Annotated in this window: 15 protein-coding genes; 3 read left to right on the top strand and 12 right to left on the bottom strand. The window is 72.4% G+C overall.

All coding sequences use genetic code 11. The features are described from left to right. The 3 genes from FJ251_07165 to FJ251_07175 form a co-directional block, all read right to left on the bottom strand. Positions 1 to 374, bottom strand: a 374-nt coding sequence (locus FJ251_07165; protein ID MBM4117514.1) for a hypothetical protein, incomplete at its 3' end; no start/stop codon positions are given. A gap of 3 nt (positions 375 to 377) precedes the next feature. After that, entirely contained in the window at positions 378 to 908 is a 531-nt protein-coding gene (locus FJ251_07170; protein MBM4117515.1) for an FKBP-type peptidyl-prolyl cis-trans isomerase, read from the bottom strand. 185 nt (positions 909 to 1,093) lie between these two features. Next, positions 1,094 to 1,573, bottom strand: a complete 480-nt coding sequence (locus tag FJ251_07175) for an ORF6N domain-containing protein (GenBank protein ID MBM4117516.1) — start codon at positions 1,571 to 1,573, stop codon at positions 1,094 to 1,096. Positions 1,574 to 1,655: 82 nt separating this feature from the next. Between FJ251_07175 and trkA the strand changes: the two genes are divergently transcribed. Genes trkA through FJ251_07190 form a run of 3 tightly spaced genes read left to right on the top strand, consistent with a single transcriptional unit; the run spans position 1,656 to position 5,507 of the window. Next, positions 1,656 to 3,023, top strand: coding sequence for a Trk system potassium transporter TrkA (gene trkA / locus FJ251_07180; GenBank protein ID MBM4117517.1), 1,368 nt, complete (start codon positions 1,656 to 1,658; stop codon positions 3,021 to 3,023). Beyond that, on the top strand, positions 3,020 to 4,624 hold the full coding sequence (locus FJ251_07185; protein ID MBM4117518.1) for a TrkH family potassium uptake protein: 1,605 nt from the start codon (positions 3,020 to 3,022) through the stop codon (positions 4,622 to 4,624). The genes trkA and FJ251_07185 overlap by 4 nt, the downstream gene beginning before the upstream one ends. A 22-nt stretch (positions 4,625 to 4,646) precedes the next feature. Beyond that, the gene (locus FJ251_07190) at positions 4,647 to 5,507 is read left to right on the top strand and encodes a hypothetical protein (protein MBM4117519.1); all 861 of its coding nucleotides are present in this window, start codon (positions 4,647 to 4,649) and stop codon (positions 5,505 to 5,507) included. 73 nt (positions 5,508 to 5,580) lie between these two features. Here FJ251_07190 and hydA read toward each other — a convergent pair whose 3' ends face one another. From hydA to FJ251_07235, 9 genes are all read right to left on the bottom strand, one after another. Then, positions 5,581 to 6,984 carry a dihydropyrimidinase gene (gene hydA / locus FJ251_07195; GenBank protein MBM4117520.1) on the bottom strand — a complete coding sequence of 468 codons (1,404 nt, stop codon included), beginning with the start codon at positions 6,982 to 6,984 and terminating at the stop codon, positions 5,581 to 5,583. Between the two features lie 2 nt (positions 6,985 to 6,986). Then, positions 6,987 to 7,865 (bottom strand): hypothetical protein, encoded by an 879-nt coding sequence (locus FJ251_07200; protein MBM4117521.1) that lies wholly within the window; start codon positions 7,863 to 7,865, stop codon positions 6,987 to 6,989. 7 nt (positions 7,866 to 7,872) lie between these two features. Further along, positions 7,873 to 8,763 (bottom strand): NADP-binding protein, encoded by an 891-nt coding sequence (locus tag FJ251_07205; protein ID MBM4117522.1) that lies wholly within the window; start codon positions 8,761 to 8,763, stop codon positions 7,873 to 7,875. Then, entirely contained in the window at positions 8,753 to 10,387 is a 1,635-nt protein-coding gene (yqeC, locus tag FJ251_07210) for a putative selenium-dependent hydroxylase accessory protein YqeC (GenBank protein ID MBM4117523.1), read from the bottom strand. The genes FJ251_07205 and yqeC overlap by 11 nt, the downstream gene beginning before the upstream one ends. 44 nt (positions 10,388 to 10,431) lie before the next feature. After that, complete coding sequence (locus FJ251_07215) at positions 10,432 to 11,190, bottom strand: hypothetical protein (GenBank protein MBM4117524.1); 759 nt, start codon at positions 11,188 to 11,190, stop codon at positions 10,432 to 10,434. 80 nt (positions 11,191 to 11,270) lie between these two features. Next, entirely contained in the window at positions 11,271 to 12,824 is a 1,554-nt protein-coding gene (locus tag FJ251_07220) for a hypothetical protein (GenBank protein MBM4117525.1), read from the bottom strand. A gap of 88 nt (positions 12,825 to 12,912) precedes the next feature. Further along, positions 12,913 to 13,341, bottom strand: a complete 429-nt coding sequence (locus tag FJ251_07225; protein ID MBM4117526.1) for an Rrf2 family transcriptional regulator — start codon at positions 13,339 to 13,341, stop codon at positions 12,913 to 12,915. Between the two features lie 7 nt (positions 13,342 to 13,348). Further along, entirely contained in the window at positions 13,349 to 13,981 is a 633-nt protein-coding gene (locus FJ251_07230) for a hypothetical protein (protein ID MBM4117527.1), read from the bottom strand. 43 nt (positions 13,982 to 14,024) lie between these two features. Beyond that, positions 14,025 to 14,867 carry an ABC transporter permease gene (locus FJ251_07235; GenBank protein MBM4117528.1) on the bottom strand — a complete coding sequence of 281 codons (843 nt, stop codon included), beginning with the start codon at positions 14,865 to 14,867 and terminating at the stop codon, positions 14,025 to 14,027. Positions 14,868 to 15,016: the final 149 nt, after the last annotated feature.

Below are 15,016 nucleotides of genomic sequence, written 5' to 3' on the forward strand. Positions count from 1 at the left end.
TTTTCGAGCAACTGGCCCAGCGCGGTGAGGAAGCCCTGCACGTCGTCCAGGCTGCGCGGGTCGATCAGGTGCACGGCCAGCCCCGCGTCCTCGAGGGCTTCGATGTCCTCGCGGCGGTTCTCCTCGCGGCTGGCGAGCACGAGGTCGGGCGCGAGGTCGCGGATCGCGTCCAGCTCGGGCGTCTTCGTGCCGCCCACCGTGGAGATCGCCGCCACCGCCTCGGCCGGGTGTACGCAGAAGCGCGTGCGCCCGACCAGCCGCTTGCCGAGGCCGAGCTCCATCATGCTCTCGGTGAGCGTTGGCACCAGCGACACGACGCGCGCGTAGCCGCCGGCCGGCAGCCCCTGGCCCCGCGCGTCGCGCACCGTGGGCATGGGCTACTTCACCGCCAGCAGCTCGATCTCGAAGATGAGCCAGGCGTCCGGCGGCACCGGCGGCCGGCCCTTGGCCCCGTAGCCGAGATCCGGCGGCACGGCGAGACGGCGCTTGCCGCCCGCCTTCATGCCGGCCACGCCCTCGTCCCAGCCGCGGATGACCTGGCCGCCCGCGAGCGTGAAGTCGAAGGGCGTGCCGTCGTCCAGCGAGCTCCAGATCTTCGTGCCGTCCAGCAGCCAGAGCGTGGCGTGCGTGCTGCAGGTCTGGCCCGGCTGCGGCTGCGCGCCCGTGCCCACCAGGAGGTCGAGCACCTGCAGGCCGCTCGCCGCGCTGAGCACGGCCTTGCCCGCGCCCTCGCCCTCGGTGAGCTTGGCGATGGCCTGCCCGGCGAGATCGCCCGCGGGCGGCTCGACCTGCGCGGCCGGAGGCTCGGGCTCGGGGGCGGCGGCGGGCTGCTCGCGGTCCTGGGCGCCTTCGCGGCAGCCGGCGAGGGCGAGGGTGAGAACGGCAATCAGGGCGGCAGCGCGACGCATCGGGAACCTCCTCCTCGGGGTAGGGCCCGAAGGTAGCCGATTCGGCCGCGGGAGTCAGGGGAAATTGCGGGGCGGCGAGGCGGGTCTCCCGGCGACCTCAGGGGGCGAGCGACGCCCGTCGGGCGCGCGGCTCGTTTTGTACACGTGTACACTCCGCGCGGCGGGCCGCAGCGCAACGCGCGCTGCTAGGGCTTCTCCTCGCCCGACGAGAACCCGATGCGCTTCGCCTTGCGCGGCGACGGCAGCGCCATCAGCTCGCGGATGGCATCGAAGACCACCCTGAACTGGGCATCGTACTTCTGCTCGAGGGCGTTGAGCTTGCGGGCCAGTTCCTCGTTGCCGGCCAGCAGGCGTCGCAGGCGGACGAAGCTGCGCATGATCTGGATGTTGACCTGGATTGCCTGGGGGCTGCTGAGCACACTCGACAGCATCGCAATCCCTTGTTCCGTAAAGGCATAGGGAAGATGCCGGCGGCCGCCCCAACTTGAGGTCACAATCTGTGACCTCAAGTTGGCAAACTCCTCGGGACCCAGTTGGAACATGAAGTCCTCAGGGAAGCGTGCGAGGTTACGCTTCACAGCCTGGATCATCACCTTGGTTTCCACCCCATAGAGAACGGCCAGGTCGGCGTCCAGCCAGGAAGCTCGCCCGGCAAGTGCCCGAATCCGGTTGTCCCCCCGGGACGCGGCCGCCTACACTCGCCCCGGCACGGGGCCGGAACGGCGCCCGAACCCACGGGGGGACTGAGTGCAGATCGTCATCGTCGGCGGCGGCACGGTGGGCACGGAGCTGGCGGTGCACCTCCAGCGCTCCGGCCACGCCGTCGCCCTCGTCGAGCCGCGCGCGGAGCGCTGCGCCGAGCTGGCCGAGAAGCTCGACATCCTCGTCGTCGAGGGCAGCGGCGCCAGCCCGCGCACGCTCGAGCAGGCGGGCATCGCAGGCGCGCAGATGCTCCTGGCCGTCAGTTCGGTGGACGAAGCCAACATCCTTGCCTGCGGTCTGGCCGCCCAGTACGGCGTGCCCACGCGCATGGCGCGCATCCGCAGCAGCGGCGAGTTCCGAGCCAAAGGCAGCCGCGTCAACCTGGAGGCCCTCGGCGTTACGCGGGTGATCGACCCCGAGCACGTCATGGTGCGCGTCATCGCGCAGATCGCCCACATCCCCGGCGCCGTGGAGGTCTTCAGCTACCACGAGGGCGAGATCCTCCTCGCCCGCCACATCATGACTCCCGGTATGCCGATCATCGGCAAGCGTCTGCTGGACATCGCCGCCCTCACCGGCAGCCATCGGTTCCTGGCCGTTGCGCTGCGCCGCGAGAGCGAGGGCAAGACCTGGATCCCCGCCGGCGACGACGTGATCGCCGCTGGCGACGACATCACCACCGCGTTCACGCGCGAGTCCCTGCACCGCTACCTCGAGCTGCTCGGTCTCGAGGACCGCCGCGTGAAGCGCGCCATCGTCACCGGCGACGGCCTGACGGCGATCCAGCTCTGCGAGGAGCTGGCGAGCTGGGTGGAGGTGGTCACGCTCATCGACTGGAATCCCGACCACGCGATGCGCGCCGCTCGACGCCTGGAGGGCGTGGACGTGATCCAGGGCGATCCCACCGAGCGCGACGTGCTGCGCGAGGTCAACGTCAGTCGCGCCGACTTCTTCGCCGGCGTCGGCAACGACACCACGCGCAACGTGATGAGCGCGCTGCTCGCGCGCTCGGAGGGCTGCGACGAAGTGGCCGCGATCTCGCTCGAGCCCACGAGCAACCGCCTCTTCCGGGAGATCGGCGTCAACCACGTGATCAGCCCGCGGCGGGCGATCGCACAGGAGATCATGGACGTCATCGCCCGCGGGCGCATGTCGGTGGAGCTGCAGCTGCGCAACCTCGACCTCGAGTCGGTGGAGATTCGCGCCGGCGAGGGCAGCAAGGTCACGGCCGGCCCGCTCTTCAAGGTGTGGGCGCCCTACAAGCGACAGGCCATCGTCGGCGCCGTCTTCCGCGACGGCAAGGCGAGCATCCCGCAGGGCGGCACGGTGATCGCGGCCGGCGACGAGGCGGTGGTGATCCTCAAGCCCAAGCACGTCTCCACGATCCAGGGGCTCTTCAAGGAGCGGCGGTGAACCGCGGCGCCGTGCTCTACGCCATCGGCCGGCTGCTGCAGATCCTGGCCGTCATCCTGTTCGTGCCGCTGGGCATCTCCGTCTGGGACGACCTCGCCCGCCCGGGCGGCACGGCGCTCGAGAGCAGCGAGAGCCTGGCCTTCGCCGCGGCGATCGTCTTCTCGCTGGTTGCGGGCACATTGCTCGAGTGGCTCACGCGGCGCCACCGCTACGATCCGGGCGTGCGCGAGGGCTTCGCCATCGTCACGCTGGGCTGGGTGAGCCTGACCCTGATCGGCGCGATTCCCTTCTTCGTCTGGATGCTCGAGCAGCGCGGCGCCCCCGGCCCGGTCGCCGTCCTCGGCGCCTTCACCGACGCCTACTTCGAGGTGATGAGCGGCTTCACGACGACGGGCGCTACCATCATTCCCGACGTCGAGGCCCTGCCGCGCGGGCTGCTCTTCTGGCGCGCGCTGACGCACTGGCTGGGCGGCATGGGCATCATCACGCTGGCCCTGGCGATCTTCCCCGCCATGGGCGTGGGCGGCTACCAGATGTTCCGCGGCGAGGTGCCCGGCCCCAGCGCCGACCGCCTGCGCCCGCGCCTGCGCGAGACGGCGGCGATCCTCTGGGGCGTCTACGCCCTGCTCACGGGCGTGCAGACCGGCCTGCTGATGCTCGGCGGCATGAACCTGCTCGACGCGCTCTGCCACGCCTTCGCGACGATGGCCACCGGCGGCTTCTCGACGCGCAACGCCTCGATCGGCGCCTACGGCAGCGCCTACATCGACTGGGTGATCGTGCTCTTCATGTTCCTCGCGGGGATGAACTTCGTCCTCCACTATCGCCTGCTCTTCCGCCGCGACTGGCGCGCCCTGCGCGAGGACCGCGAGTTCCACTTCTACTTCGGCACCGCGGCGCTGGCCGTCCTGGCGACCACGGTCGCGCTCTGGCTCGGCGGCTTGCAGAGCCCGCAGCACGCCGCGGCGAGCTTCCAGGCCGCGCCGCGGGAGCCGGCGGCCTTCGCCGCGCACTACGAGCGCGAAGCCGCGAAGCTGGACGGCCCGGCTGCCGCCCTGCGCTACGCCGCCTTCCAGGTGGTGTCGGTGCTCACCACGACCGGCTTCTGCACGGCGGACTTCGACCTGTGGCCGCCAGCGATCGGCTTGCTGCTGGTGGTGCTCATGTTCTGGGGCGGCTGCGCGGGCTCCACCGGCGGCGGCATGAAGATGATCCGCGTGCTGGTGACGCTGAAGGCGTCCTGGCGCGAACTGAAGAAGGTGGTGCGCCCGCGCCTGGTCTCGCCGCTCAAGGTGCGGCGCGCGCCCTTGCAGGAGCCGATGGTGGCGAACATCGTCGCCTTCTTCGTGCTCTTCGTGGGGCTCTTCGTGGTCTGCTCGCTCTTGATGAGCGCTTTCGTGCCCGATCTGGTGACGGCCGTCACCAGCGTGGCCGCCTGCATCGGCAACGTCGGCCCCGGCCTGGCCGGTGTCGGCGCCACGCAGCACTACGCCTGGATCCCCGCCGCGGGCAAGTGGGTGCTGATCCTCTGCATGCTGCTCGGCCGCCTGGAGATCTTCACCGTGCTCGTCGTGCTGCGGCCGAGCTTCTGGCGGCGCTAGGTCGGCGGCCGCGCGCAGCGCCGTGCTCTGGTTCGGCGAGCTGATGCGCCGGCGCCTCTACCGCGACTGCGGCTACGCCAGCATTCATGCCTACGCCGAAGCCGTGCTCGGCTTCTCCCGCAACAAGACCTTTCAGTTCATCCATCTGGCCGAGAGCTTGGAGCACCTGCCGCGGCTGCGGGAGTCCCTGACGCGCGGCGAGCTGCCCTGGACGAAGGCTCGCGAAGTGGTGAAGGTGGCTACCGAGCACACCGAGCGTCAGTGGATCGAACAGGCGCAGCAACTGAACAGCCGCACGCTCGAGGCGCGCGTCAAAGAGGCGCGCGTGAGCACGCGGGCACTCTTGGCGGAAGCCAGCGGACAGGGGAGCCTGCTCGGGAGCCCGTTGCCGGCGGCCGCTGGCGCGGAGCTCGGCAGTCGCGCGCAGACCGGAGGCGATCCAGAGCGGACAGCAAGCGCTACTCTGCCCGCTGCGCTGGTTGCGGAGGCAGAGGTGACGCTGACCTTGCGCCTCCGACCGCTCGACCTTGCGCGCTTGCAGTCGATGCTGGAGAAGATCCGCAAGGCTGGCGCCGCAACTGCCCGGCACCAGACGCGGGAGGAGCTTCTGCTCGCCGGCCTGGACGCCCTCCTTGCCAGCCTCGAAGTCTCCGAGCCCAGCGCCATGGACGAATCTGGCGGCGAGTTGCCACGTGGCAACTCCGCCCCGCCCTACCAGGTCGTGGTCTACCGCTGCGAGGAGTGCGGCGCGGCGCGCCTGCCGGACGGGCGCCCCCCGGCGCCGGCGGTGGCCGCGCAGGCAGCCTGCCACCGCCTGCTGCACGAACGCGGCGTAGGGCTTGCCGTCGCACTGCCGGCAGCGGCATTGCCGAACGCCGGCTAGTTGCCTGTGAGCGGCGAGACACGCTGGTGAACTTGAGACCACAGGCTGTGATTTCAAGTTCGCGGCTCTCGCCTTACTCCCCCGCCGGCGTCAGCCGCCCCGGCATGAAGCGCCCGCAGCCCGGCGCGCCGTAGAGCTGCCCGCCGTCGACCAGCCGCTGCCCGCGCAGGTAGACCGCGCGGATCTCGCCGCGCACTTCCATGCCCTCGTAGGGGCTCCAGTCGGCGGCGCCGTGCAGGTCCACGTTGCGGATGAAGCGGATCGGGTTGGGATCGAAGATGAAGAAGTCGGCGTCGGCGCCCTCGCGCAGCGCACCCTTCGTCGGCGCGAGGCCGAAGAGCCGCGCCGGGTTCTCCGCCAGCACGCGCGCGAGCAGGATCAGCGAAGCGTTCGAGCGCGGCGTCAGGCCGCCGTCGCCCAGCGGCACGAGGTGGCCGAACATCAGCGAGAAGAGCGTCTCGACGCCCGGTAGGCCGCCCGGCGTGCGGCTGAAGTCGCCGGGCGCGACGTCCTTCTGCGCCAGCCGGAAGGGGCAGTGGTCCGTCGAGACCACCTCGATCTCGCCGCCCGTCACCGCGGCGGTCAGCGCCTGACGGTCGGCCGTGCGGCGCAGCGGCGGACTCGCGATGTAGCGATGACCCCCCTCGCCCTCGTAGCGCCGGCGGTCCAGGATCAGGTACTGCGGGCAGGTCTCGGCGTGGATGCGCCAGCCCTCGGCCCGCGCGCGGCGGATCACCTCCAGCCCGCGCAGCGAGCTGAGGTGCACCACGTAGAGCGGGCAGCCGGCCAGGCGCGCGAGCGTCGCCACGCGCTGGATCGCCTCCGCCTCGACGAGGTCGGGCCGGCACTTCTCGTGCATGGGCGCTGCGGTCTCGCCGCGCGCCCGCGCCCGCTCGACGAGGAAGTCGATGGCGTCGCCGTTCTCGGCGTGCACCATCAAGAGGCCGCCCGCCTCGCCGACGGCCTCGGCGACGCGCACGATCGCCGGGTCCGCGAGCTGCATGCCGCGCGCGCCGTAGGCCGTGAAGATCTTGACGCTCGACACGCCGCTCGCGAAGAGCGCCGGAATCTCCGCCAGGTTCGCCGGGCTGTAGTCGGTGAGGTTGGCGTGCAGGGCGACGTCCACCAGCGCCCGCCCCGCGATCGCCGACCGCCGCCGCTCGACGCTGGCGAGCAGGCCCTCGCCCGGCTCTTGCACGGAGAAGTCGATCACCGTCGTCACGCCGCCGAAGGCCGCCGCGCGCGTGCCGCTCTCGATGTCGTCCGCGGAGACCATGTCCAGCACCGGAATGCCCAGGTGCACGTGGGCGTCGACGATGCCGGGGAAGATGACGCGGCCCGTCGCGTCCACCTCTTGCTCGCCGGGGTCGATGCCCTGGCCGATGGCCGCGATGCGGCCGCCGCTGACGCCGACGTCGCCCACGACCACGCCGGAGGGAGTGACGACGCGGCCCGAACGAATCACCAGATCGAACATGCTCACTCCTTGCGCTCGGCAATCGATGCGGCCGCGAGCGGCAGGGCGCCGCGGCGAAAGGCCGTCAACTCGGCGGCGGCGGCGAGGGCGATCTCCTCGGGACTCTCGGCGCCGATCGCGAGGCCGATCGGGCAGTGCAGGCGCGCGCAGGCCGCCGCCGACACGCCCTCCTCGCTGAGCCTGCGCTCGAGCAGCGCCCGCTTGCGCGCGCTGCCCAGCAGCCCCAGATAGCCGGCCGGCTGCGCGATCGCCCAGCGCAGCGCGGCCAGGTCCAGATGGTGCCCGCGCGTCGCAATCGCGATCGCATCTGCCGCCGTGGGCGGCGGCCACGCGCTCAGGCTTGCCAGCGGCCCGCCCAGGCGCGCCGCGGCGAAGGGAAAGCGCTGGGCGTCGACGAACTCGGGCCGGTCGTCGTGCACGAAGACCCGCCAGCCGAGCGCGTCCGCGAAGCGGGCGAGGGCGAGGCCCACGTGCCCGCCGCCCAGAAGATACAGCACGGGTGGCCGCAGCGCCGGATCGGCGAGCAGCGCCTCGACCCGCGCGAGGGCCGCCGCGCCGGGCGCCAAGCGCTCAGCTTCGAGACCGAGTGCGCCGCCGCAAACGAGGCTGGCGTCTTCGGCGTCCTCGCCATCCAGCTCCAGCGTTTCGGCTAGGCGACCGCCCTCGGCCAGAACGCGCAGCGCCAGCACGCGCGCCGCGCCATCGACGCAGCCGCCGCCCACGGTGCCGAGCTGCTGGCCGTCGGCAAGGAAGAGCGCGCGCGGGTAGTCCTTGCGCGGCACCGAGCCCCGCCAGGCGGTCACGCTGACCAGGGCGGCCGGCCGGCCGGCGAGCAATTCGTCGCGCAGGCGGGTGAGGAGATCCGCGGCGTCCGCGCCCATGGCGGGCCTAGCGCTTGCCCTGGGCGTCCAGGGCCTCGAGCAGCGCGGTCAGCACGCCGGCCGCAATCGTGCGGCCCTTGTCCGAGAGCGTGGCCGGGTCGATCCGCTCGCCGCGCGGGTCGACGTCCGCCAGCTTCGTGCCGGCGCCAATCGCCGCGCCGTCGGCGAGCAGGCCGCGCACGCGGCCGGCGATGCGCGTGACCACCGTCTGCGGCTCGCCCTCGCCCTCGACGACGCCGAGCAGGTCGCCGCGCTGCACGAGCTGGCCGATCTCGACGTGGGCCCAGAAGCGGCCGGCCACCGGCGCGAAGGTGACGCGATTGACGCTCTCGCCCGCGATCTCGCCCGGCACGGCCGTGTCGTGCGCGGCCTCGCCCGCGCGGATGATGCGGCCGAGGTCGTGCCCCCGCTCGGTCTCGATGACCACGTCCACGTGCTCGCCGGCCCGGATGCCCGGCCCGATCGCCACGGTGAAGGGCGCGCGGCCGCGGATCGCCTCCGTCGCCGTCTTCTGCATGCGCGCGTCGACGATGGCGAAGACGGGCAGCAGGTCGAGCATCGCGAGCCCGTGGTCGATGACGAGCGCGATCTCGCCCGCCCGCCAGGCCGCGCGCACGGCGCGCAGGCTGCGGGCCGTCACGGCCGGCGGGGGCAGGTCGCCGGGCGCGCCCTGGTGGTCCAGGCGCAGGGGCTTGCAGCACAGGCGCGCCGTGACGCCCTCGACCGTCCAGGCGCCGCTCCTCAGCGCCCGCGAGAAGGCCACCTCGCGGCGGATCGCCAGCGGCTCGGGCAGCTCGGTCATCACCACGGGAAAGCCCGCGCGCTGCAGGTGCCAGGCGATGGCGCTGGCGTGCTCGCCGGCGCCGCGGATGAGGACGGGACTGCGCCTAAACCGCATGGAACTCGGGCTCCTGGGGAAGCAGGGCGCTCAGCGCGCCGGCCTGATCGGGGCGATCGAGGTCGAGTATGACGCCCGGGTCGGCCGAGTCCAAGGGAAAAGGCTCCGGCAGCGCGGCGGCCACGCGCTCGCCCCGCGCGGCGAGCAGCGCGGGAAAGTCCTTGCGCGGGAGGTAGTAGGGATGCCCGGGCCGGCCGCCGTGAAGGGGCCGCAGAGCCCGCGCAGGCGCGGCACGGGCGGCCGCGAGGAGCGCGGCGAGGGTCTCGCGGCGAATGGCCGGCATGTCGGCCAGGGCGAGCAGCACGCCCGCGGCGTCGCGCTTGAGCGCGCCAAGCCCCGCGCGCCAGCTCGCCGAGAGCCCGGCCGCGGGATCCGGGTTGAGGGCCACCTGCCAGCCGCGCGCGCGCGCCTCGGCGGCCAGCGCTTCGTCATCCGGACCGAGCACGAGGATGCGCTGGAGCAGCGGCAGGCCGGCATAGGCGCCCAGCGCCCAGTGGAGCAGCGGCGCGCCCTTGAGCAAGAAGCGCCGCTTGTCGGCGCCGAAGCGCTCGCCGCGGCCGGCGGCTGCGAGGATCACCGCCACCGGCAGCTCGCCCCCGGGGGTGAGCGAGAACTCGCCGCGCTGCGCGCTGCCCGTCAGGATCGCGCCCGGCCAGACGGCGCCGAGCGCGGCGGCCAGCGCGGCCGCCTCGGCGGGCCAGGCCTCGGCCTGGTTGATCAGGATGCGCACGGGCACGGCGCCCGTCTTGCCGAGGTAGCCCTCCGGCGCGAGCAACGCGCGCGCGACGCGGCGCGGTGTCGGCCGCTCGCCCGCGCGCAGCTCCCAGGCGGCCGGTGCGCGCTCCAGGCGATGCACGGTCGCCTCGCTCGCGGGCGCGGCGAGCGCGGCCGCGCCCACCACGAGCAACGCGAGGTCCGCTTCCTCGGGCACGGCGGGATCCTGCGGCAGGTGCACCTTGAGCGGTCGCCCGCGCGCGCCGTCGCTCTCGAGGAGGACGACATCGGCCAGCCCGCGCAGCGCGGCGGCAGCGAGCGCGGGCAGGCCCGCGAGCTTGGCCGTCTCGCCGGGCGCGGCGAGCTGGCGGCCGAGGAACACGGCGCGCGCCTCGGCGAAGGCCGCGGGCAGGGCGCGCGGATCCTCGACGAGCGGCAGGCCGGGAAAGGGATAGACCTTCGTGCTCGTGCTCACGAGCACGCGTGGGTGCGCGCGGGCCAGCTCGCGGGCGAGCTGGGCGAGCAGGCTCGTCTTGCCCCCGCTGCCGAGCACGGCGATCAGGCGCCCGCGCCAATCGGCCGGCGGCGCGCCGAGCAGGGCCGCGAGGCGCGCGCCGCTCAGCGCAGGGCCCGCACGAGCCAGATGACGAGAAAGATCGGCCAGAGCATCACCACCACCGGGTAGAGCCCCCAGGCGTTCTGGATGCTCGGCTCGCCGCTGGCCGGGCGCTCGGCGCCCGCGGTGAGCTGCTGCAGGAAGAGAACGCCCACGATCGCGCCGAGGACGAAGTAGCCCAGCACCAGGAGCCAGATGGTGCGGGGACGGAGCCGGGGGTTGTGCTTGCGCTTGGTCATCGCCCGGAGGCCTCCCCGCGCCCGGCAGCGGTCGCGGGCCGGGCGCCCCGTCCATTCTAGCGCAGGGCGGGGCGCCGGAGCGCGGGAATTCTGGCGCGACTAGTCGCCCTGGACGCCGCCCCAGCCGGAACCGACATCCGAGCGCTCGTACTCCGTGTGCTTGAAGCGCACCTTGCCCAGGCCCGTGCCGCCGCTGACCAGGCCGAAGCGGCAGTCGAGGAAGTCGATGCCGCCCATGCCGGTGCCGACCTCCAGCTCCTCCACCTCGGCGTCGCGCACCTGGATGTCGCCCATGCCGGTCTTGAGGGCGGCCAGCTCGATGGCCGCGAGCGGCCCGACGCGGATGTCGCCCTTGCCGGTGGAAACCTCGATCTCGTGGATGCCGCCCACGTCCTCGAGCGTGACCTCGCCGAGACCCGTCTCGGCGATGATCCGGCGGCCGCCCTTCATGCCGATGATGTCGATGTCGCCATAGCCCGTCGTCAGCTCCAGCGCGCAGCCGGCGGGCAGCTCGAGCCAGGCGTCGCCGATCGCGCCGGGATTGTCCGAGGCGCTCGCGAGGCGCAGGCGGCCGTCCTCGAGCTTGACGGTGATGTCGTTCGGCTCGGCCTCGGGGATCTTCAGGCGCAGCCGGGCGCGGTCGCCACTGACGCCCCGCACCTCGATGTCGCCGAGGCCGACCTCCAGCTCGAACTCGCCGCCGGGCGCGCCCTCCAGCTCCACGAGGCGGCTGTGCTCCAGGCGCACGCCGTCCACGCGCATGTGGTCCTCGCCCCAGTCTTTCATCTTCGAGCCCGCCGTCGCGCCCAGGATCAGGGCGGCGAGCGCGAGCAGGATCAGGCCGTGCCAGCGTCGCATGGTCACTCCTCGGGTAGGGTGGGATGGAACGCGGGGCCTACGGCTCTCGCCCGGCCGTGTTTCGAGGGGCTCCGGCGGCCCTAGCGCGCCAGCACCGCCCGGCCGCTCCAGCTCGCGCCGCCCTGTTCGAGCCGGAAGAAGTAGACCCCCGCCGGCAGGGGGCGGCCCGCCGCGTCGCGGCCGTCCCAGATGGCACTCTGCGCGCCGGCCGGCGCCTCGCCGTCGAGCAGGGTGCGCAGGTGGCGGCCGTTGCAGTCGAAGACGGCGAGGCGTGCCCGGCCCGCCGCCGGCAGCGCGAAGCCCAGGCGCGTTGCGCCCTGGAAGGGATTCGGACTCGCGCTGACAAGCGCCTCCGCGAGGGCTGCGGGCTCCACCGCCGTCGGGTCCTCCCCGCGGTAGGCGCGCAGGTTCGTCCCCACGCCGCAGAGCACCAGCGTGCCGCCCTGCCCGATCGAGGGCCCGCCGATGTTGATGTTCGGCACCGCGACGTCCCAGTGCAGTGTCGCGAGGTCGGCGCTGTAGACGTAGACGTGCCCCGTCGCGAAGCCGCTGTTGGAGAAGAACAGCCGGCCCGCGCCGTCGATGGCCATGTGCGCGTTGCTGAGCGCGCTGGGCAGCGGGATGTCGTCGAGCACGGCGCCCGTCGCCCCGTCCAGGCGCGCGAGCCGGTTGCCCGTGATCACCGCGTAGACCGAGCCGTCGGCGCCCACGGCGTGCTCGGCGAAGGCGCCGCCGAAGCCGCGCACCTGCCACTTGAGCGCGAAACCGCTGCCCGTGTCGGTCCAGGAGTAGTAGTAGTCGTTGGTCGGGCTCGCCTCGGCGCGGTTGATGAGCACGCTGCCGTCGGGCGCCACCCAGGGCGTCACCTGGCAGAGGAAGCCGGGCATCGTCGGGCTCTGGTAGAGGAAGGCGCCGGTCGCGACGGAGAACTTCTTGAGCGCGTGGCCGCCGCCCACGACATCGAGCACGTAGAGGCCGTCGCCGTAGCGCGCGCCGCCGCAGGAGCCCGAGACCGAGCCCACGCGCGGCGAGTGCCAGACCGTGTGGCCGTCCACCGCGTCGAAGCGCCAGATGTCCTGGAAGCTCGCTACCAGCGGGTCGCCGTTGTCGGCGAAAACGACGCCATCGTAGGGCCCGGCGTCCTGCAGCTCGTCGCTCACCCAGAGCGTGTGGCCGTCGCTGGCGTCGAGCGCGTAGAAGAGGGCCGACACGCTGGCGCCGTTGCCCGAGCGCGAGCAGTAGACCCGCCCATCGCGCACGCCGGCGATCCAGGGCGTCCAGTCCCCGGCCACGTAGGGCAGCACCACGGCCCAGAGCTCGGCGCCGGTCGTCAGGTCCATGGCGACGACGTAGGCGTCGTTCGGCTGCTCGTAGGGCCAGCGCGCCTGGCGCACCATGAAGACGCGGTTGCCCTCGGTCACCGGATGCCAGGCGATGAGCGAGCTGCGGCCGCCGGACCAGAGGAGATCCGCCGTGGCCGGGCCCAGCTCGCTGGTCAGCCCGTTGCGCGCGGCATTGCCGCCCTGGTTGCTCCAGTCGGTGGCGAGCGCGGGGGCGAGCGCGGGCGGCGCGGCGCCCAGGAGCAGCGCGGCGCAGAGGCAGGCGAGGCGGCGGGCGGCAGGGCGCGCGGGCATGAGCACTCCTTCCGGGCGGGTCGGAAAGAGCATACACCCCCGCCGCGGGCCGTGTCAGCGGCGGGGGCGGAGGCGGCCGCGAGGGGATCTAGCGCCGCAGGTCGCGCACACGGGTGTTCGTCATCATCTCGTGGAAGGTCTCGCGCATGCGATTCCAGTAGGGGTGCAGCGAACAGGGATGCGCCTCGTCGCAACTGGCCAGTCCGAGCAGACAGCCCCCGCCCTCCAGGCGAATCGCTCCCTCGACGATCCGCAGAACGTCCTGGATCGGGCGTTCGAGCGCCTCCGGCCGCAGGCGGAAGCCGCCGCCCCAGCCCTTCTGCGAGTCCACGAACCCACCCTTGCGGAGCTGGTTCAGGATCTTCGACAGGTAGTTCGCGGGGATCGCGAGCTCACGCGCGATCTGCTCGCCGGGCACCCATTCGCCTTCCTTGCCGGCGAGATGCGCGAGGATGTCCAGGGCATAGCGCATGGTCCGGCTGAGGGGCCGCCAGACGAGCTCGTTGTTCCCCGCCACGATCGACCTACCCCTCGGGCTTTCGCCACTCGCGCAGGCCCTGCCAGGCCGTCAGCAGCACGAGCCCCCCCGCGAAGGTGCCGGCCAGCGCGGTCCCCAGGAGCGGATAGGACTGGGTCGTGAAGTTGGCGATCTGCTTGGTGCCGAGAATGACCGGCATGAAGGGCGGCAGCTTCAGGGCCGCCGTCGGCGCCAGGTTGTGTCCGTATTGATAGAGCATGAGCACGTAGCGGGCGAAGAAGAAGAGCGTGACGTAGGCGGTGAGCACGCTGAGGTCGATGAGGTCGCGCAGATTGCCGAGCGCCGCGACCCGCAGCGTGAGCAGCGCCAGAATGCCGAAAGCGAAGGGGATCCAGCCCAGTTCGGGAATCCGCGCGCGCTCGAGCTTCTCCATGCCGATGTAGTGATTGAGGGCGTTGAACTCGTTCACGTCGCGCCCCTCGTTGCCGCCGTCCAGCTTGTAGCCGTAGATGTCGATGTAGATGCCCTTCGGGTACTGGGGCGCTTCCATGCGAATCCGCCAGAGCGGAAAGAGGAAGCTCAGTCCGAGCGGCACGATGAGCAGCAGGAGGATCCAGCGCACTCGCGTGCGCAGGGGTCGACCGACGATCGTGACCAACTGGTTGTAAGTCCTCTTCATGGAGCCTCCCCAGCGCGGCCGGCGGCGGCCGGCCCGCATCGTTCTAGACCAGATCCTCCCGGACGAAGCGTTCCCTGGCGACGATCCAGGCAGCCAGTCCGACCAGGACGGGCCAGCCCACGCCTGCGACCAGCAGCCACCCCGCGCCCAGGCGATTCGCCAGATAGAAGCCGACGGGCCCGAGAGTCGACAGCGAGGGCTCCGCCGCGGACAGCAGCGCCAGGCGCGCGGCTTCGACGGGATTCAGCGCCGCAAGGACGAAAACGGTCGGCGCGTTCAACCGCCACTGGAGCATGAGTCCGATGAGCGCGAAGTCGAGCAGGACGACGCCCGTCACCCAAAGCGCCAGGAGCAGCATCACGGCCTTCGCCTGATTGCGCACCAGGACCGAGACCGCCAGGCCCAGCCCGGTGTAGGCCCAGAGCAGCCCCGCGCAGGCGGCGAGGCTCCTGACCAGGAAGGACCAAGGGACGGCGCTGCCGAACAGGGCGCGCCCGAGCAGCGCGACGAGGACCATCAGCGCGACCAGCGGCAGCAGGAGCAACGCATAGCGCACGCCGGTGATGCCGGCGAAGTACTCGCTGCGCGAAAGCGGGTGGCTGAAGAGCAGCTCGAGCGTGCCGTCATCCTGGGCCCGATTGACGACCTGGCCCGTGGCCGTGAGCGCGAGCAAGGGCAGCAGCAGCACGAGGGCATGGGTGAGCGAGAGCAGCACGCGGCCCATGCCGGTGAAGCCGAGCACGGTGGACTCGCGCAGACCGATCAGGACGAAGAGCGCGGCCATCACCGCGTAGAGGCCGCCGCAGAAGTAGAGCCAGCGCGAGCGCGTGACCTCGGCGAGGTCCAGGCGGGCGAGGGCAACGGTGCGCTGCCAATCAATCGCCATGAAGGCCTCCTGCGGTGGGCTGCGGAGCAGCGCCCTGATCGTGGGCGTCGGTCCTGCGCGCCAGCGCCTGCGCTCGCGCCGCCTCGACCGTGATCGCCCCGGCCTCCTCGCGATCGACCGCGCCCAGGTTGCAGTCCATCGGCGATGGA

The sequence above is a fragment of the bacterium genome (assembly GCA_016873475.1).
Classification (GTDB): domain Bacteria; phylum Krumholzibacteriota; class Krumholzibacteriia; order JACNKJ01; family JACNKJ01; genus VGXI01.